Genomic DNA, 18320 nt, shown 5'->3' with positions numbered 1-18320 from the left:
TCAGACAGAGCCGCCCGGTTCTCTGCGGTCGCCAGTCCCTCGGTCTCGAACCGGCCCATCTGCGACGTGGATGCGGCATGCGCATCGACGGCACGGCCACCGACAACCTGGCGCATCACGGGATCGAGCGCGAGACGGTCGGCGTCATTGACGTCCCCGTATCCTGCCAACCGGCCGTAGACCGATTGCCGAAACAGCCCGTCGAGCCGGTGGATCGTGTTCTTGCCACGGCGATTATCGCACAGGGCAGCAGACGCCAGATTGGACAGACCGAGCGCGTCATCAAGCTCGCGCATCACCAGAAGGCCGCCATCCGAACTGAGCTGAGCGCCCCGGAATTCCAGCCGCACGCGAGGGTCAAAATCCACACGATCTGCCCGCTGCAAGCCCGCACCCTCTGGGTGATCCATGAAACACATCCTCCGCAGCAACCAACGCCATGATATATATAGAAAATATCACGTTCAAGACAGCGAAATCAGAGATCTACTTGGGGAATGCGGGTCTACAGGTTCTCTTTTAGCGGGACGCTACAGGCGCCGCTTGGTCAATCAGACCTTCTGATTTTAACGTCGCCCAGAACTCCGTTGGAATCGGTGTTTCAAACCAGTCGATGATTTGCTCCAGTTCGCCCTTATCGCGTGGGCCCGGTATCACAGAACTGACAATATCATTCATCAGTGGGAACTGCAGCGCCGCGGCCGGCAGAGGAACCGCAAACGCGTCGGCGACAGCACCGAGCGCACGCGCTTTTTGTATGATTTCAGCGGGTGCCCTTGCGTAGTTCCACATGTCCCGGCCCGCCAAAATGCCGGAATTGAAAGGACCCCCACAGATAATCGATGTCCCCGCTGCAAGACAGGCTGGGAAAAGCGTGTCCAGTGGCGTCTGCTCGAGCAGAGTGTAACGTCCGGCCAATAGAAAAACGTCCCAGTTCCCGATTTTCAGGGCATCCATGCAGACTTCGTTCTCGTTAACACCCAGTCCAATTGCTTTGACTTGCCCGGCCTTGCGCAACTCATCCATTGCGCGATAACCGCCTTTTTCCAAATCTCGAAAGTGGCGCGCGTTTTCCTCACCATGCTGGAAAACGCCGATGTCGTGAGCAAACAGGATATCAATTTTGTCGAGCCCGAGGCGCTGAAGATTGTCCTCGTAGGCGCGCATGATGCCATCGTATCCGTAGTCGTAAACAACGTGGAACGGTAACGGGTCAATCATGCCAAAATCCATCGGATTTGTGACCGCGCCCGGGTGAAGAAGTCTTCCGACCTTGTCGGAAAGTACATATTCCGAGCCGCGAAGCATATCGCCCATGACACGCTCGGACCTTCCAAACCCATACCACGGAGCGGTATCGAAGTAGTTGATTCCAGCTTCTTTGGCGGTTCGTATCAAGTCCGCTGCTTGAGCGTAGTCGAGATCAACAAAATTTCCCCCAAGAGGTGCGCCGCCTAGTCCAAGCGTATCAATCGCAAGCCCGGTCTGACCAACTTGTCGTTTTTCCATTCTTGGCAACTCCCTGTTTGGCGCCATTTGAAGCAGATATTTGACTGTGCTACCAGTCGCTGCTTTACATCGCTGAGAAGTGGCTCATTCAAAGCGCAACGAACGGCGGCTCTTCACGAGTTTTCTCGGGAAAACGAAATTGAGATCTCATGCTATCAAAACACGTGCCAAGAAAGGCAGAATGGTTGGAGGAGTCATATCGGTCTTGTTGCACAAACTGTGCGTGATAGGATTCACGGCGTGAATCCAGCGTGATAGCTGGCCGCTATGAGTAGCTGGACACCAACGATGTACAAGATCTGGAACTGGGCAGAGTAAAACCATTCCCTGAAGCAGCGGGGATCGTTATTGATCCGGTTCGATCCGGAGATGACTTGGAAGGCGGAAGCCTCTGGGCGGCGGGAGCGTCAGCAAACCTACAGCCGTGCGCCTATTCAGGCCTGCCTGACCTGCAAAGTGCTGTTCGGATTGCCCTCGAGGCAGACGACCGGGTTTGTAGAGAGCTTGCTCAAGCTTGTCGGGCTGAACTGGTCGGTACCGGACTTCAGTACCCTGTGCCGCCGCCAAAGAACGCTGTCTGTTGCCATTCCTTACAAGGGCTCCGAAGGGCCGTTGCACCTGCTCGTGGACAGCACAGGAACCAAAGCTGAGGGCGAAGGGGAATGGAATGCCCGTAAACATGTCGACCACAAGCGCCGTCTGTAGCGTAAGCTCCATATCGGCGGTGATGAAGCAACATTGGAGTTTCGCGCAATCGGGGTCACAAGCAGCAGCATTGGCGATCCGCCCATGTTGCCTGACATGCTCAGCCAGATGCCGCTCGATGAGGACATCGGCAGCGTCACGGCGGACGGTGCTTAGACACACGTAAGTGCCATGACGCGATTGCAGCCCGCAACGCTCATACTGTCATACCGCCGCGCAAGAATGCGAAGATGTGGAAACCCGATAACCAGGAGCACGTGCGCGCCACGAAGCGGTGCGATCCTCAAGGTATCTGGGCCGGGCCCTGTGGCGAAACCTAACCGGATACCACCGCCGGAGCCGCGTCGAAACGAAGATGCATTGCTTGAAATTGCTCGGTCAGCGTCTCTCGGCGCGCGACTTCGATCGTCAGGTGGCGGAGATCCAAATCCGCGCCGCGATCCTAACCGGCTTCACAGCTCTCGGTATACCCCATACCCTCGCCGTAGGCTGAATCCATCTGGGGTAAGGGGGAACTCGACCTCAGGACGATTTGTGCAACAAAGCCAACAGGGTTCCAAAAGCTTGTGACACTACTGTTTCCTCGCGTCCCGAGCGAACCAGCGGGCAGCCAGGAGGGAAAAAATCAGCTGCATGGGCACGCCGAGAACGACCATGATCATGGCGCTCTGGTCGACAGCGGCCGCGGAAAACAGCGGAACCATGGCCGCACCGACATTGCGTGTGCACATGCCGAGGGCCAGCACGCTGCGGCGGGACTGGGACAACCCACCACTCAGCAGGTAACTGGCCGCCGTTATAACTGTGAAGAAAACGATCTGGGCACCGATAGCATAGCTGCCGAAGGTGCTGACAAAGCCTTTTCCATAGAGCACCGCACAGAGGATGAGCACGGCGATGGTGGCTGCGGCCGTGACCTTCTTGACGATCGGGCGGATCGTTGCGGCTGCCGCGGGCGCACGGTCAAAAATCGCGATACCCAGGATCAGGGGCAGAAGCACGACAACGAGGAGCGGTTTGGCGATGCTCCAGACATCGGCGGTCAGCGACGGTGCCACGAAGGGCACGGCCAACGGCAGGATCACGACGGTTCCGACAGCAGCCAGGAGCAACATCGCCGCTGCATAGTTCATGTCGCCATGCGCTCTGGTCACCATACCGGGAAGGAATGGCGCGCAGGGCGTCAGGCCGATCAACAGCAGGCCGATGGCATAGGAGGGCTCCAGCGGGATGACCCACGTCAGGATAAGCGCCAGGATCGGTCCGAAACCAAAGCCGAAGACCAATCCAAAGCCCAGGAACCGGACATCTCGAAGACCGATCAAGGCATCGCGCAGCTTCAGCCCGAGGCCCATGTCAAGCAGAGAGCCCGCCATGAACAGGACCAGGGAAACTTTCATCAACAAATCAAGCACGGCTGCCGACTCCCTTGGAATCCTTGATGGCTAAAATCTTTCCGCCGCGCCCCGGCCTGCGCCTCAGTGGTCCGGGAGGCTTTGGCGGGAACAGGGCTTGCAGGACGACAAGCGCCGCAATTGCATAGATCGCGGCCATGCCAATCTCACCCAGGCGGTCGATGAATTTGTCCGTCTGATCGTCGCCCCAGGAAATCATCGCGCTGCCGACAAGGAAAACCAGCACATTCAGCGCGCCCCCGGCCAGCGGAGCGAGCGGCGAATCCGACGTCATGACCCGCGCGAACAGCAGAACAACAGTGAGGGTCAGGAGCGCCACGAAGAACAGGTTGGGCACCATCACGAACAGCTCGTACATCCCCCATCCGATGAGGCCCGCAAACACGTTGGCGGCCATGATCCCCTTGGTCATCTTCAGGCCCACGGCCAGGCTGATCTGCTGGATAAAGATCGCGATGTAGATGGGGGTGTGGACGTTGGTCCAGTCGAAGCCGAAATAGGCCATCGTATAAAGGCCGGTGATTACGGTCATAATGGCGGCCCGTCGCCTCGCTTCGGCGTCGGACACTTTCGGCTTGGTCGGTGGTTTCGGCTGACCGGGCAAGGGTGGGAAGACCACAAACATCACCTGCGTGACGACCAACGACACGCCAATGTTCCAGAACGAGGACATACCGACGTTCCAGGACAGCTCCATCGAGATCTTCGCAACCATCGGCTGGAACATCAACCCGAGCAAGAGCAGCAACACGATGAGAGGCGACCCCTGCCGTTCCATGAAGAGCAAGGTGGCAAACAGGGCGGGCCACATCGCCAATAAGAAGAAGAACGGAAAAGCGCGGGCGAATCCCGCGACAAAATAGAACGCGACGACCACAAGCATGGTCATGACCAGTATCCGGACCATCGTGGACAAAGACGGTGCGGCTGGCGCGAGAAGCAACGGCGCGGCGAAGGCCGGGGCGAGGTATCCGAGCGTCCAATCAAACCAGAGCGCGATCAGAAACGTTATCGTCACTCCGAATGCCACGCGCAGGGTGCGCCTGTTCCGGCGGCGCTGATCCAATATCGCGCCAGCGTCGGAACGGTCGGCCAAAACGTCTGCCGTCAAGTCAGTAGGCATAGGAGAGCCAGCTCATGAAGCGGATCCATCCCGCCCCGATCCGGTTCAGAAAGCCATTGTCGCCGGTGTAGACGATCACATCTGCCTGCCCGTTCAACAGGCGCCGCGTGTCGTGCGACTCGCTCCCGATCTCATAGCCGGTCATGCTGATCCGGACCGGGAACCTTTGCGGATCGCGCATCCAGCCGGTTGATTTTGGCGGCGTTGGGAGATCCCCGAGATCAGACCCGACAGCAGCGCCCATGGTGATGCTGCTGACCGTTCCCGGGAAGATCCGTCCGGGATAAAGGTCGAGCGTAATCTCCGCCGGATCGCCGACCGATATATTCGCGATGTTGTTTTCGGTCATGTAGGCTTCGACCCAGACCTCGTCCAGAGAGGCAAGCGTCATGAGCGTCTTGCCCGCCGTGGCGAAAGTGCCCTTGCCGACCGTCATATCAATGATCACACCGCGCATGGGCGCCCGCAGTTCCGTCCACTCGAGCCCAAGTTCCGCCGCAGACAGGGCCGCCACGGCGTTCTGGATCTGTGCGTTATCCGCGCCTTCGGCACCAAGCTGGCGTTTGGCGCGTTCCAGGTCAGACTCGGCGGCAGACATCTGGGATTTCGCAGCGGCGAGTTCGGCGCGTGCGTTGTCGCCATAGGCATGTGCGACAACGCCCTTTGCCTCAAGCTGAACGACCCGATCGCTTTGGACCTGCGCGTTTTCCAGAATTATCTTCGCTTGTGTCACGCCAGCTTGGGCAATCTCCACCTGCGAAGACCCGGCCCCGACATTCTGGGTCGCCGTCGCCAGCGCCGCGCGGGCTTGTTCCACCTGAAAAAGATAGGGCCGCTGGTCGATCTGCGCCAGCAGATCGTCGGATTCCACGATCTCGGTGTTGTTGACCGCAAGTGCCGCGACATAGCCCGAAACCTGCGGCACAACGTCGAGAACGATCGTCTTCAATCGAGCGTTCGATGTGTAGGGCGTAATCCGGTCGGCGACCAGATACCAGCCAAACAGAAGCAGCGCCAAAAGGCCCGATAGCCAAACCGTTGTCTTCATTCCAGTGATCCTCTTTGTTTCGTTGCTCTCCCCGTTCCAAATGATCGGGAGAGCGGATATCGGTCCGCGCCTACGGCATTGGTCTACACAGTCATGAACCCGCAAGACTGCGGAAGTACGTTACTGTTACCAACGCGCGGTCCCACCGCCCTTGCTGTCGTAGGCCGTGATCCGAGGCACATCAACCTTGATTACTCCGATTGTGTCACGCCTTTGGGGCGCGTCTCATTTCGGGCCAACAAGATCGCGAATGGACGTGCCGAGATCCCGTGGGCGAGCACGCTCAGAAAAATCGTGCATACCGCTGTCGAAACAATCGTTTCGGCGCCCGGAATACCTGAATCGATGACCATCACCGCGAAAACGCAGGTGGCCAGCCCCCTTGGGCCGAACCAGCCGATGAACAGCTTCTCCGGCGTATCCAGCGCAATCCCGATCAAGGACAGGAGAACCGGCAGGATCCGGACAACGGTCAGGCTGCTGACGGAATAGACGACCACTTCCCAGGTGAACCCGTGCAGGGCCTGTCCGACGATGGCAACTCCGAATATGACCCAGGTCACCAGAGCAAAAACATCCGACACGCCTTCGGCCGGCCGCACCAATTCATGCTTGCCGGTCCGTATCAGCCCGCCAAAGACCAGACCTCCGACAAAGGCGGCAATGAAGCCGCTGCCATGCAGCGCCTGGGCGGTGGCGAAACACCCGATGGCAAGGGCGATCACCGGAATTTGCAGCCAACTCTGCGTGGTCCAGCCCGCCCCCCGACAGAGCCGGACGACATATGCTCCGACAAGGGCCAGCCCGGCGCCAACCACGGCACCAATCCCGAGTTCCTCTACGAGCAGTTTAATCAGCAACCCGTACTCGTGCTGCTCGTTGCTGCCGAGGGTCGCGACGGCAAGAAAAGTGAGGAAGACGGGCACGCAAACACCATCGTTCAACCCGCTTTCAAAGCTGAGCCCCTCGCGAACCTCGACCGGGACATTCTCGTTGGTCACAACCGCCTTGCCGAGCGCGGCATCCGTGGGCGCCAGGATCGTCGCCAGGATTGCCACGCCAATCAGCGAAAGATCAGCAAAGACCAAAACTCCGATACCGAAACCAAGCAAGATGGTGAGCGGCAGGCCGATCAGGATCAACCGTTGGGGAATGCGGCGGCTCTTGGACAGAACACCAAGATCCGCCTGGGAGGCATCGACGAACAAGACAAGCGCCAGAGTGATTTCGGCTATGGTGCGAAAGTCGCCTCCGGTCGCATTGATTTCCAAGAAGCCCAGGCCCATGGGCCCCATCGCCACGCCGAACCCCATAAAGACCACGGCGCCGTTGATCAGAGACCGTTCAAAGCGCGCGGCCAAAACGCTGTAGGCAAATGCGAAGATGGCGATGATTGCAACGGGTTCGTAGGGCATGGGGGGCACGGCCTGGCATGTTGATTTTTCGGTAGTCTCGAAGAGCTGGCAGACCGCTTCGGATGGTCATGTCCGGAGCAACGGCGAACCCGGTTCTTGATATGGGAACTCTCTGGCAGGGTCCAGTAATCCCGGCGGCAAGCTCCCCATCAAGCGCCTGACGGTCTACGGAAACGTCCAACGTTCCCGCGCCGCCGGATCGCTCGAACCCTAGTGGTTCTTGTCTGGGCAGTCGGTAAACTTGGCAGCTGTCCCGAAAGCATGCGTTGTGGTCAGGCCGCATCTGAACGACGGTCGTGTCTTTGGGGCGCATATCAAGACCAGCTTGATGGGCGGGCTCTTGTTCAAATGTGTGTACATGTACTGTCCTTCGTAGCTACCCCCTGTTCGTGTACCATACCCACACGTTGAAGAAGTACGTTACTGTAACGGCCAAGGCCGACCGAGCGCCCAGTGATGTCACATAAGCTTTGCTGAGTTGCCGCCCGCCGCACGTGCACTTGAGCTGCACGGATGTGCTTTCGGACCTCCCGCACAGGTCACGTGACGCCGCCACGGCCGATAGCCGCGCTTGTCCCCGAGCGGCCTATCGGCGGTTCCAGTTTCCAGTCTTCTGGTACTCTTCAAATCCAAGCTCGGGGAGTGCTGCGACTATGATCTCGATAAGGTCACTGTGCAGGTTTCGGCTCTGGAGGTCTTCGACGATGCGGTCAAAATAGTCGGCATCGATTGCCAAAATTGATGCTATCGAAGCATTTGCTTCCTGCGACCGGCCCAGGCGCGCTGCGGCCACTGCCGTAAGGAGATGGCCATACACGACTTGTGGCGCGTCGATGCGGCGTGCCTCGTCAAATGCGGCCTCATCGCGATCATGCGCAAGGTGATTGAGCACCAATCCAACCCGGTGCGGACTGGGCTGGGCAGGATTTCGGGCATAGCTTTCTTCCAGTAAAGGCACCCCTCTGTCCCAGTCCATGCGCATTGTGCGGCGCAATCCGAGATCCGCCATGATTTCGGAGTCGTTAGGGTTGAGTGCAAGCCCTTTCTCAAGTGCCTCCAGCGAGCCGGAGAGATTGCCACTGAACCAGAATGCCAGTCCTAGTGCATGGTGGCCGCGGCTGGACCCGGGGGTAAGTTCTATTGCGCGCAGCGCGAGATCACGGGCCCGTTTCAGAGGGTCTTTTGTAGCGTGGCTCACATCTTCACCGAACCGGGCGGCATTCGTGTAGATCTGGGACAAGCATGCAAAGGCTTCCGCGTAGCCTGGATCGGTCGCAATTGCCTGTTCAAGCCCAACCCGCACGGGCTCGAACATCTCGCGATCATATGTCCGCCAATAGGTGTGAAAGCGCGCGACGCAATCGTAGGATGACATTCTTTCGGGATGGTCGCCGTCTACGTCCAACGCTTTGGAGGAGAGGATACCATAAGGCTGGGCAAGGGTGCGCACCACGCTGTTCGCCACCTCGTCGCGAAGCCGCAGGATTTCTCCGGGTTCAAGCTGGCGATTGAAGGTCTCGCCCCAAAGACACTGCCCATCGATCGCGTCTATCAGCATGACCTCGATTGAAAACTGTGTTGACGAAAGGGACGTCCCGCCGGTGAGGATGAAATCGGCCTCAAGGTCCGCCCTCGGCCTGACGCGATCCACATAGGGCCCCGTTCCGAAGGTTGTGTTCGGGCCGAATACGAAAAGGTCGGTAAACCGCGTCAGTCCCACGATGATCTGCCGCATGAGCCCATGCGTGAAATTCGGACGCACCTCAGTTCCCTCTTCCTCCTCGAACGGCGCGACGAAGATCCTGCGACCTGACCGTGCCGCAGTTCCCCTTGACACCGGTGGATCGACCCGCAACGGACTGTCTTTGCGGTCATCCGCGGCGCGTGGAACGAATTTCGGACAATAGGATCCCTTGGGAATGCTGATCTCGATTGGATCATCTGCCCCTGATCGCAAATAGTAATTTTCCAGAGCGCGCCTGAGCCGACCCGCCTCGATCCTGACAATGGAATCTATTTGGGGGTCGAAATCCTGTCCGCGACCAAAAACGGATGTGGCAATCGTATAGGCCTTGATATGGGCGGCATCGCCGGACAACGATTTATCGACAACGAAACTCAGGAACCTGCGATTCCGGTCCGAAGCTTCGAAATCGGACGCTGTCACAATTCTTTGGAGTTGTGCCCTGACATCAGTTGCCTGAATCCCTGACCGGTCCACCATCATCACCTTCCCGCAACCCGCAAAGCGCGCCGGTTTCCCCAAATCTGTGCGTGCCGGCCCAATTCTGCTTTCACCCTTTCAGAGGCACGAAACTTGTCGTGCTCAAGTCTTGCGTCGAGACAGCCAGCGCCACACGGTGCCGAATATGTAAACTACAGTAACGTACTTGTCTGACCTCAGATCGCAATTCGAAATGGATGAATGAAGCCAGCCCGGCGCTTCTCAATTCTATGAACCCGAGGGAGGAATAGCAATGCTGTCCGATGCGCACACCTACTTTCACAAGGCCGCCGACGTGCTCGGCCTGTCAGACGATGTCAGGGCGATCCTGCTGGCACCAAAACGAACCGTGAAGGTCAAGATCGTCATCGAGGGCGAAGCAGGTGGCTTGCAGAGCTACGAGGGCTACCGTGTCCAGCACAATGACGCACGCGGCCCCATGAAGGGTGGGCTGCGTTTCCACCCGGACATGGATGAGGACCACGCGTCGGCACTGGCCAACCTGATGACCTGGAAGACAGCTGTCGTGGATATCCCCTATGGCGGGGCCAAAGGCGGGATCAACTGCGATCCGCGGTCCATGTCCAAGAAAGACCTCTTTCAGGTGACCACCCGTTTCGTGCAGGAGATGAAGGAAGTCATCGGTCCGCTGACCGATATTCCCGCCCCTGACGTCAACACCAACGCTGAAATCATGGGCTGGATCATGAGCGAGTATTCGCGATACGCGGGCTTCTCTCCGGGCGTCGTGACTGGCAAGCCGCTGGAGCTTTTTGGCTCGGAAGGACGCGCAGCGGCAACCGGTCGTGGGGTGATGGATGTGCTTGGTGCGGCGCTGAAGGAAACCGGCACGGCCTTCGCCGATGTAACCGTAGCGGTGCAGGGTTTCGGCAATGTGGGCAGCAACGCCGCCCGGCTGATCGCGGAGCAAGGCGCGAGGATTGTCGCCGTTGCCGACCATACCGGCGGGGTCAGCAACGACAAGGGTCTGGACACAGTGGCGCTCGCCGCCTGGGTCGCTGAACATGGCGGGGTCAAGGGCTTCAAGGGCGGCGCAGCCTTCGACGGCGGGGAGATCATCACATGGGACGCTGACGTCCTGGTGCCTGCCGCCCTCGAGAATTCCATCACTGCCGAAAATGCGCCTGATGTGAAGGCATCGATCATCGTGGAAGGGGCCAACGCACCGACCTCGCCCGACGCCGACGCCATCCTCAACACGCGGGGCGTGCTGATCGTCCCGGACATTCTGGCAAACGCCGGAGGCGTGACGGTCAGCTATTTCGAGTGGGCGCAGAACATCCAGCACTTCAAATGGGATGAAGAGCGGGTAAACGCGGAATTGGACAAGACCATGGCCAAAGCCTACGCAGCCGTACGGGATGTCGCAACCGAGTTCGAAACCGACCTGCGCACAGGGGCCTTCATCCTCGCGATACGACGCGTCGCCAAAGCGGCGCTCGCGCGGACATATGTGGCGACAGAGTTGCCGTTCTGACCGGACATGCCGGCCTGTGGCATGAAAATGCTCCGGGCCGGCAAACCGCTACATTCCTCTGCCAGGAACGAATTCCCCACTGAACACGAAACCGGAGGTCGAATATGTCCTATCTCGCTGCCTTTATGATCGAATACCCGGAGCTTTCGGTTTTTCTGACGATTTCTCTGGGCTATCTGATTGGAAGCGTGAAGATCGGCGATTTTTCCTTCGGGCCTGTGGCAGGCTCCCTCTTTGCGGGCCTGCTGATTGGCCAGTTTGCGGAAGTGCCAATCGCGGGCATGGCAAAATCCTATCTTTTCCTGCTGTTTCTGTTCGGAATTGGTTATTCCGCAGGGCCTCAATTCCTGACGGCACTGAGACGCGGCGGTGCGCAACCAGTTTTGGTTGCGCTGGCATGCACGGTCACCGGGCTCGCAATTTCCTATGTGGTCGCGCGGCTTCTCGGCCTTGATCCCGGCTATGCCGCCGGCCTGCTGTCTGGAGGTCTGACTCAGAGCCCGGCAATCGGCTCGGCAGGCGAGGCAATCGCACGGCTTCCTCTGGAGGCCGAAGAAATCAAGCGCCTGACCGCGCATGTCGCAGTCGGCTACGCGGTCTGCTACGTGGTGGGTTCAGCTGGGGCAATCTGGTTCTGCAGTTACATGGGGCCGAAGCTTCTGGGTGTGGACTTGCAAGCCGCCGCAGCGGACCTGGGGCGCAGCCTCGGCATCGACGACCCTGAGAATGGTGTGGAATCCGGTTACCGCCAATTCCAGCTGCGCGCCTACTGCACGCCGGAAAGCGCGTCTGTCATCGGCGAGACACTCGCAGAAGTGGAGCGTCGTTTTGCCGGGCATCGCCTCTTTGTTCTGCGGCTCCGGCGGGGCGATCAGATTCTTGATGCGGACCCCGCACTTGTCATTGAAGCGGGGGATGTGCTCGCCATCAGCGGGCCGCGTGCTGCGGTGATCGAACATCTGTCACCCAAGGCCCAAGAAGTCGAGGATCCGGCCCTGCTCGACATTCCATTTCAAGCCGCGAAGGTTGTCGTCACGGGTTCGGACGTGGTCGGCCAGACCCTGCGCGACATCGCGGCACGTCCCTGGGCGCGGGGCCTCTACCTCAAGTCGATAACGCGGGGCGGCCATGACATTCCGGTTGCACCGGGGATCACGCTTGAAAGTGGCGACATGCTCGACGTGATCGGACCACAAGATATCCTCGCAAAGGCAGCGTCGAACCTTGGACGCGAACTCAAGCCGACGCAGGCCACGGATTTCGTCGTGCTGGGCCTGATGATCTTCGTCGGTGGTCTGATCGGGGTATTGATGCGTTTTTCGGTCTTCGGGATCGAGGTGGGGTTGGGAACCAGCGTGGGCGCATTGCTGGCAGGGCTTCTGACGGGATACCTTGGCACCCGCAACCCGTTCTTTGGCCGCATTCCGGATGGGTCCGTCGCATTGATGACCTCTCTGGGGCTCGCTTCCTTCATCGCCATGGTCGGGTTGCAAGCGGCACCAAGCCTGATCCCGGCCATCATGGAAGTGGGCCTTGTCCTGCCGCTTGGTGGTTTCGTCGTGGTAATCATACCCTTGCTGGCAGGGCTGCTCTTGGGACATTTCGTTTTCAAGATGAACCCCATTCTGCTGCTGGGCGCCATCGCTGGTTCGTTGACGTCGACCCCATCCATGGCGGCGGTGCAGGCGCGGTCCGGTAGCCCGTTGCCGGTCTTGGGGTACGCCCCCGCTTACCCTGTCGCGCAGATCATTCTGACCCTCTGGGGCAGCATCATCGTACAGCTGATCGCCTGAGCAACGCGTAGAGGCAGGTTGTTAACAGTTACGTACTTCCCGCTCTGGCCCGAAGCGCGCACATAAAGAACCTGACTGTGTTTCTTGCATGGTCAACTCAAGGACAATTGCAAATGCCTGCCCAAACCACGCCCAAGAAATCACCCTACGCAAGAGCGGCCGATGAGTTCGGAAAACACGAGGAGCGGATTCTCGTGCTGCAGGGCGGCGGCGCGCTGGGGGCCTATCAGGCCGGGGTATTTGAAGGCCTCTCCGCAGCTGGCTTCACCCCAAACTGGGTTGCTGGCACCTCCATCGGTGCGATCAACGCAGCACTCATTGCGGGCAACTTACCCGAGAACCGTCTTGAGCGGCTCAAGGCGTTCTGGGATCTCGTCTCGAGCCGGACGCCGGAGCTTACTCCGTTTTCCGGAATGGACCTGATGCGCCCCTGGCTGAACCGGGTGAGTGCCGCTTCGGCCGCGACGTTCGGCATACCGGGGTTTTACGTGCCACGGATGCCTCCACCTGCCTTTGCCCCCGACGGCAGTATCGCGGCGCTCAGCTACTATGACACGGAACCGCTGCGCGCGACGTTGAATGAACTCGTCGACTTCGATCTGATCAACAGCGGCGCTGTCCGGCTTTCGCTTGGTGCCGTCAATGTCTGCACGGGCGCGGCTGTCTATTTTGACAACACCACTCACACCATTGATGCGAACCATGTCATGGCCAGCGGTGCGCTACCCCCCGCATTTCCGCCAACCGAGATTGACGGCGAATGGTACTGGGACGGGGGCATCATGTCGAATACGCCCCTGCTACACGTTGCCGAGAACCCGCAGATCAATGCTCTGGTCGTGCAGGTTGATCTCTTTAGCGGCACCGGCGACTTGCCCCGAAACATGAACCAGGTGGCCGAACGCGCCAAGGATATCCAGTACCAGAGCAAGCAGCGCTTCACGGCTGACAAGATCCGGCAGATCGAAGAGCTTCGCGGGGCACTGTCGGATGTTCTTTCCATGCTGCCGAAGGAATATCGCGACAATGCGAACGTGAAAAAGCTCGAAGCGGTGAGTCACCGGGGGCCGCTGTCGCTGGTGCATCTGGTGAACCGCCACGATACCCAGTCGGCCGACTTCAAGGATTACGAGTTTTCCCGGGCCACCGTAACCGATCTGTGGGGCGGCGGCAGGGACGACATCAGGCACGTCATGACCGACCCGATGGCCTGCCGTGTGACCGATCTCGGCAACGGCGTCCGAACCTTTGATCTCTGATTTCGAACAGGAGACCCCTTCCAGATGGAAGAAGCAGACGTAAAAAAGAACGCCTTCGCGATGCCCCTCACCAGCCCGGCGTTTCCGCCGGGACCCTATCGTTTCGTGAACCGCGAATTCTTCATCATCAGCTACCGCACCGACCCGGAGGCACTGCGGGCGGTCATACCTGCGCCACTGGAAATGACCGACCCGATCGTCAAGTTCGAATTCATCCGCATGCCGGATTCGACCGGTTTCGGCGACTATACCGAAAGCGGACAAGTTATCCCCGTCAGCTTTCGCGGCCAGAAGGGCGGCTACTTTCATTCGATGTATCTCAACGATCATGCGCCGATCGCGGCCGGGCGGGAACTCTGGGGCTTCCCCAAAAAGCTGGCCTATCCGGAATTGCGGGTCGAGAAGGACACGCTTGGCGGCGTGCTGCGCTACGGCCCGGTGCCGGTCGCGGTGGCAACGATGGGCTACAAGCACAAGACGCTCGAGACGGGGCCGATCCTCGAGTCGCTGCTCGCACCGAGCTATCTGCTCAAGATCATTCCCCATGTCGACGGGACCCCGCGCATCTGCGAGTTGGTCCGGTATTACCTTGAGGACGTGACCGTGAAGGGGGCCTGGTCCGGTCCTGCGGGGCTGGAACTGTTTCAGCACGCTTTGGCGCCGGTCGCGGCGCTGCCGGTGCTTGAGGTCCTTGGCGCAGTTCACATCATCAGCGACCTGACCCTCGGTCTGGGCGAAGTCGTTCACGATTATCTGGCCTGAACACGTCCCGTGTCCGGACTGCAAACGGAGGAAGAAACCATGCGTCTCAAAAACAAGGTCGCGCTTATCACCGGGTCGGCCAGCGGGATCGGCAAGGAGATCGCCATCATCTATGCGCGCGAAGGCGCGAAGGTCGCAATCGCCGACCTCAATCTTGAGGCTGCCGAAGCAACAGCGCGCGAGATCGACCCGTCCGGAGAAGTTGCCATCGGCATTGCGATGGACGTGACCGAAGAGGCGCAGGTCGATGCCGGAACGGCGAAGGTGATCGAGACCTTCGGCGCGCTGGACATTCTGGTCAGCAACGCGGGTATCCAGATCGTGGCGCCACTCGTCGACTATGAATTCAAAAAATGGAAAAAAATGCTCGCCATCCATCTCGATGGCGCGTTCCTCACGACAAGGGCCGCACTGCGACAGATGTACAAACAAGGCAGCGGCAGCATCATCTACATGGGCTCTGTCCACTCCAAGGAGGCCTCGAAGCTCAAGGCACCTTACGTTGCTGCCAAGCACGGTCTGATCGGCCTCTCCAAAGTGGTGGCCAAAGAGGGAGCAGAGCATGGTGTCCGCGCCAATGTGATCTGCCCCGGTTTCGTAAAGACACCGCTCGTTGAGAAACAAATTCCCGAGCAGGCAAAAGAGTTGGGCATCTCCGAACAGGAGGTGATCGACACGATCATGCTCAAGGAGACCGTCGACGGCGAGTTCACTACAGTAGCGGATGTGGCAGAGGCTGCTGTCTTCTTTGCTTCGTTCGGCTCCAACGCCCTGACGGGACAGTCGTTGATCGTCAGCCATGGTTGGAGCATGGAGTAAACACACATGCCAAGCAATCAACCCTCAAATGCACGGCGGGATCCCGAAACAAAGCCCTACCATGCCGAGTTGTCGCGTGTCATTGCACGCTTTCCTGAGCGCGCCTTGGGAATCCGCGAGCACTTTCTGCGCGACGAACGGTTTCGCACCGTTTGCAAGGAATACTGCCTGGCCTGTGACAGCCTTGCGCGCTTCGAAGCGCTCTCGGACGCGCGTCACAACCAGGTAATTGCCGAGTACCGAAACCTGATCGGAGAACTCGAGACTGAGCTGACAGAGCAGTTGCCGGGGTCAGCACAAGGGTCGAGGGCCGGACAGAAATGACTTCTTATTCAAATATACAAGGGAGACTCACATGAAAACCATTATCGTCGGCGGCGTTGCCGGAGGCGCATCCTGCGCCGCCCGCCTCAGAAGACTGGACGAAACCGCAGAGATCCTCATGGTCGAACGCGGACCCTATGTGTCCTACGCCAACTGCGGCCTGCCGTATCACATCGGTGGTGTCATCGAGCAAGAGGCGAGCCTGCTGGTCGCAAGCGAGCGCACCTTCCGCGAACAGTTCAACATTGAAACCCGCACGAACTGTGAAGCCGTATCCATCGACTCCAAGGCCAAGACAATTGATCTGCGCAACACACAGACCGGCGAGGTCACGACGGAGAGCTACGACAAGCTTGTGTTGTCACCCGGAGCCAAGACAGTGCGTCCACCGCTGCCGGGGATCGATCTGCCCGGCATATTCGAAGTTCGCACCGTGCCCGACGCGCGGGCAATCCGCGAATGGGTCCAGAAAGGCACCGCCTATCTGACTGGCATGAATTCATATTCGGGTATCCAGATGATGCGCCCGACAACCCGAGCCGTTGTGGTCGGTGGCGGTTTCATCGGGCTGGAGACGGCCGAAAACCTGCGCCATCTCGGCTTTGAGGTCACGGTGGTCGAGATGCTGGACCAGGTGCTTGCGCCGCTTGACCCTGAATATGCGCGCCTTGTGGGTGGGCATCTTGAAGCGCACGGCGTAAAGCTCGCGCTTGGCGACGGTGTCAAGGAATTCCGCAAAGCAGAAAATGACACGCTCGAAGTCGAGACGCAGTCAGGCAAGGTGCATCCGGCCGACGTCGTGATCATTTCGCTGGGAGTGCGTCCCGACACCGATCTGGCGAAGTCCGCTGGTCTGACGTTGGGTGAGCGCGGGGGCATCCGGGTCGATGACCAGATGCGCACAAGCAACCCGGATATCTTTGCCGTCGGCGACGCCATCGAGGTCAAGGATTTCGTCACCGGTGAATGGAGTCTGATCGCGCTGGCCGGCCCCGCCAACCGTCAGGGCCGGATTGCAGCAGATGTCCTGGCCGGTCGGGACTCGCACTTCCGCGGAACGCAAGGGTCAGCGATTTGCGGGCTTTTCGGCGGCGGCGTTGCCTGGACCGGAGCGAGCGAAAAAACCCTCAAGCGGCTCGGGATGACCGACTACGAAAAGGTCTACCTCTATCCCAACAGCCACGCAGGCTACTATCCCGGTGCCAAGATGGTTGGTTTCAAGCTCCTGTATCGCAAGTCCGATGGCAGGGTGCTTGGAGGGCAGGCGCTGAGCCTGGACGGCCCCGGTGCGGACAAGAGGATCAGCGCGCTTGCCGTGGCCATCCAGATGGGCGCGACGATCGATGATCTTGCTGAATCCGAGATCTGCTACGCACCGCAATTCGGCAGCGCCAAGGACCCGGTCAACTTCGCCGGCATGGTCGCACGCGACATCGAAGACGGCGACATGCCGGTGGCGCATTGGACTGAGCCATCAGACGCGTTTCTACTGGACGTTCGCGAGCCAGTCGAATTGGAGTTGGAAAACGTCGACGGTTCTGTCGACATTCCGCTGGGCCAGTTGCGCTCTCAACTGAGCGAGTTACCGAAGGATCGGGAGATCCATGTGATCTGCCGTTCCGGACAACGCGCTTATTACGCGACTCGGATGCTGCTGCAGAATGGGTACAAGGCGCGTGTGCTCTCAGGCGGAATGCTGTCGCGTGCGATCCTCGTGCCCGACTCGCCTGATCTTGCAAACGCCGTAAAGTAAATCAAAAGGGGGCGGCGCGACAATTCGTGCCGCTCTAAACCCGGATAACTGTAAATCCCGGAGCAAATAGCGCCAGCACATCAGAGGCACCGTAAACGGTAGTGTGTATGCGTCCGGTGTGACTGCCCTGCGTGCGTGATGGAGAGGATGATAGTGTCCACTATCGATCGATGGGATGGTTGCCGCCTTCCCCAGACGGCATCGCAATGTGCCAGAATGGTGGTCTAAAGGCCATTGAGCAGAGAGGACGGCAAATGGATGATATGATGATGAGCGTGGATTTGGTAAAATCCATTTTTGCAGGTTCATGGGGCATTGATGGCGACCGGGAAGATTGAAGCGCCACCGCTGGATAGCGCGGTTTCTGACCGTCACGCGGGGGATTCACATTGCCCCGTCGTCAGGGCGCTGCGCTTGGACATTACCCTGTCGGACAGGCGACGCATACTGGTGGAGGGCCTGACGACATTGTCATCGGTCGTGGGCCTAATCCATGGGCTGACCGCATGATCCCCGTGCCGAGCAATACACACCTTTAGCTTGCTGCTGGTGTGACGGATACAGGATGACATCTTTCGGATGGTGGCTTCCTTTGAAGTGAAGGACCACCGGCTGACGCCGGAGGCATCATTTGTCGGAATGTAATTCCAGGTACTGCTTGATGACATCGTCT

General features: G+C 59.2%; 14 protein-coding genes and 1 pseudogene. 8 read left to right on the top strand and 7 right to left on the bottom strand.

All coding sequences use genetic code 11. The annotated features are described in order from the left end of the window. The coding region (locus LC354_RS20540) for a transposase (protein ID WP_223421634.1) at positions 1-410 on the bottom strand (410 nt) is incomplete at its 3' end. 109 nt (positions 411-519) lie between these two features. Beyond that, positions 520-1509: an aldo/keto reductase gene (locus LC354_RS20535; protein ID WP_223427359.1), complete on the bottom strand. Its 990-nt coding sequence runs from the start codon at positions 1507-1509 to the stop codon at positions 520-522. Positions 1510-1836: 327 nt separating this feature from the next. Between LC354_RS20535 and LC354_RS20530 the strand changes: the two are divergent. Next, positions 1837-2707 (top strand): annotated as a pseudogene (locus tag LC354_RS20530) (IS5 family transposase). Positions 2708-2786: 79 nt separating this feature from the next. Here LC354_RS20530 and LC354_RS20525 read toward each other — a convergent pair. The 5 genes from LC354_RS20525 to LC354_RS20505 form a co-directional block, all read right to left on the bottom strand. Then, positions 2787-3614 (bottom strand): bile acid:sodium symporter family protein, encoded by an 828-nt coding sequence (locus LC354_RS20525; protein ID WP_223427358.1) that lies wholly within the window; start codon positions 3612-3614, stop codon positions 2787-2789. A 7-nt stretch (positions 3615-3621) separates the two neighbouring features. Beyond that, a complete protein-coding gene (locus LC354_RS20520) occupies positions 3622-4752 on the bottom strand; it encodes a DUF2955 domain-containing protein (protein WP_223427356.1) in 1131 nt (376 codons plus the stop codon). Then, positions 4742-5800, bottom strand: a complete 1059-nt coding sequence (locus tag LC354_RS20515; protein ID WP_223427354.1) for an HlyD family secretion protein — start codon at positions 5798-5800, stop codon at positions 4742-4744. Before LC354_RS20515 ends, LC354_RS20520 begins: the two co-directional genes overlap by 11 nt. A 191-nt stretch (positions 5801-5991) precedes the next feature. After that, entirely contained in the window at positions 5992-7215 is a 1224-nt protein-coding gene (locus LC354_RS20510) for a cation:proton antiporter (RefSeq protein WP_223427353.1), read from the bottom strand. 586 nt (positions 7216-7801) lie between these two features. Further along, a complete protein-coding gene (locus LC354_RS20505; RefSeq protein ID WP_223427351.1) occupies positions 7802-9382 on the bottom strand; it encodes a tetratricopeptide repeat protein in 1581 nt (526 codons plus the stop codon). 310 nt (positions 9383-9692) lie between these two features. Between LC354_RS20505 and LC354_RS20500 the strand changes: the two genes are divergently transcribed. From LC354_RS20500 to LC354_RS20470, 7 genes are all read left to right on the top strand, one after another. Further along, positions 9693-10937, top strand: coding sequence for a Glu/Leu/Phe/Val family dehydrogenase (locus LC354_RS20500; RefSeq protein ID WP_223427349.1), 1245 nt, complete (start codon positions 9693-9695; stop codon positions 10935-10937). A 104-nt stretch (positions 10938-11041) separates the two neighbouring features. Continuing rightward, positions 11042-12730: an aspartate-alanine antiporter gene (aspT, locus tag LC354_RS20495; RefSeq protein WP_223427348.1), complete on the top strand. Its 1689-nt coding sequence runs from the start codon at positions 11042-11044 to the stop codon at positions 12728-12730. Between the two features lie 113 nt (positions 12731-12843). Further along, on the top strand, positions 12844-13989 hold the full coding sequence (locus LC354_RS20490; RefSeq protein WP_223427346.1) for a patatin-like phospholipase family protein: 1146 nt from the start codon (positions 12844-12846) through the stop codon (positions 13987-13989). Positions 13990-14013: 24 nt separating this feature from the next. After that, positions 14014-14751 carry an acetoacetate decarboxylase gene (locus LC354_RS20485; RefSeq protein ID WP_223427345.1) on the top strand — a complete coding sequence of 246 codons (738 nt, stop codon included), beginning with the start codon at positions 14014-14016 and terminating at the stop codon, positions 14749-14751. 39 nt (positions 14752-14790) lie between these two features. After that, the gene (locus tag LC354_RS20480; protein WP_223427343.1) at positions 14791-15570 is read left to right on the top strand and encodes a 3-hydroxybutyrate dehydrogenase; all 780 of its coding nucleotides are present in this window, start codon (positions 14791-14793) and stop codon (positions 15568-15570) included. Between the two features lie 6 nt (positions 15571-15576). After that, positions 15577-15894 carry a hypothetical protein gene (locus LC354_RS20475; protein ID WP_223427342.1) on the top strand — a complete coding sequence of 106 codons (318 nt, stop codon included), beginning with the start codon at positions 15577-15579 and terminating at the stop codon, positions 15892-15894. A gap of 31 nt (positions 15895-15925) precedes the next feature. Next, on the top strand, positions 15926-17647 hold the full coding sequence (locus tag LC354_RS20470) for an FAD-dependent oxidoreductase (RefSeq protein ID WP_223427340.1): 1722 nt from the start codon (positions 15926-15928) through the stop codon (positions 17645-17647). The last annotated feature ends 673 nt before the right edge of the window (positions 17648-18320 follow it).

This window comes from Tateyamaria pelophila, from assembly GCF_019966495.1.
GTDB classification, from domain to species: Bacteria; Pseudomonadota; Alphaproteobacteria; order Rhodobacterales; family Rhodobacteraceae; genus Tateyamaria; species Tateyamaria pelophila.
This window is presented reverse-complemented; position numbering and strand designations above follow the sequence as displayed.

Bases quoted from the DNA above. Each gene is read 5' to 3' on its own strand.
- LC354_RS20485 (WP_223427345.1), top strand. From the start codon at position 14,014: ATGGAAGAAGCAGACGTAAAAAAGAACGCCTTCGCGATGCCCCTCACC.
- LC354_RS20475 (WP_223427342.1), top strand. From the start codon at position 15,577: ATGCCAAGCAATCAACCCTCAAATGCACGGCGGGATCCCGAAACAAAG.
- LC354_RS20510 (WP_223427353.1), bottom strand. From the start codon at position 7,215: ATGCCCTACGAACCCGTTGCAATCATCGCCATCTTCGCATTTGCCTAC.
- LC354_RS20500 (WP_223427349.1), top strand. From the start codon at position 9,693: ATGCTGTCCGATGCGCACACCTACTTTCACAAGGCCGCCGACGTGCTC.
- LC354_RS20525 (WP_223427358.1), bottom strand. From the start codon at position 3,614: ATGAAAGTTTCCCTGGTCCTGTTCATGGCGGGCTCTCTGCTTGACATG.
- LC354_RS20470 (WP_223427340.1), top strand. From the start codon at position 15,926: ATGAAAACCATTATCGTCGGCGGCGTTGCCGGAGGCGCATCCTGCGCC.
- aspT (WP_223427348.1), top strand. From the start codon at position 11,042: ATGTCCTATCTCGCTGCCTTTATGATCGAATACCCGGAGCTTTCGGTT.
- LC354_RS20515 (WP_223427354.1), bottom strand. From the start codon at position 5,800: ATGAAGACAACGGTTTGGCTATCGGGCCTTTTGGCGCTGCTTCTGTTT.
- LC354_RS20480 (WP_223427343.1), top strand. From the start codon at position 14,791: ATGCGTCTCAAAAACAAGGTCGCGCTTATCACCGGGTCGGCCAGCGGG.
- LC354_RS20490 (WP_223427346.1), top strand. From the start codon at position 12,844: ATGCCTGCCCAAACCACGCCCAAGAAATCACCCTACGCAAGAGCGGCC.
- LC354_RS20520 (WP_223427356.1), bottom strand. From the start codon at position 4,752: ATGCCTACTGACTTGACGGCAGACGTTTTGGCCGACCGTTCCGACGCT.
- LC354_RS20535 (WP_223427359.1), bottom strand. From the start codon at position 1,509: ATGGAAAAACGACAAGTTGGTCAGACCGGGCTTGCGATTGATACGCTT.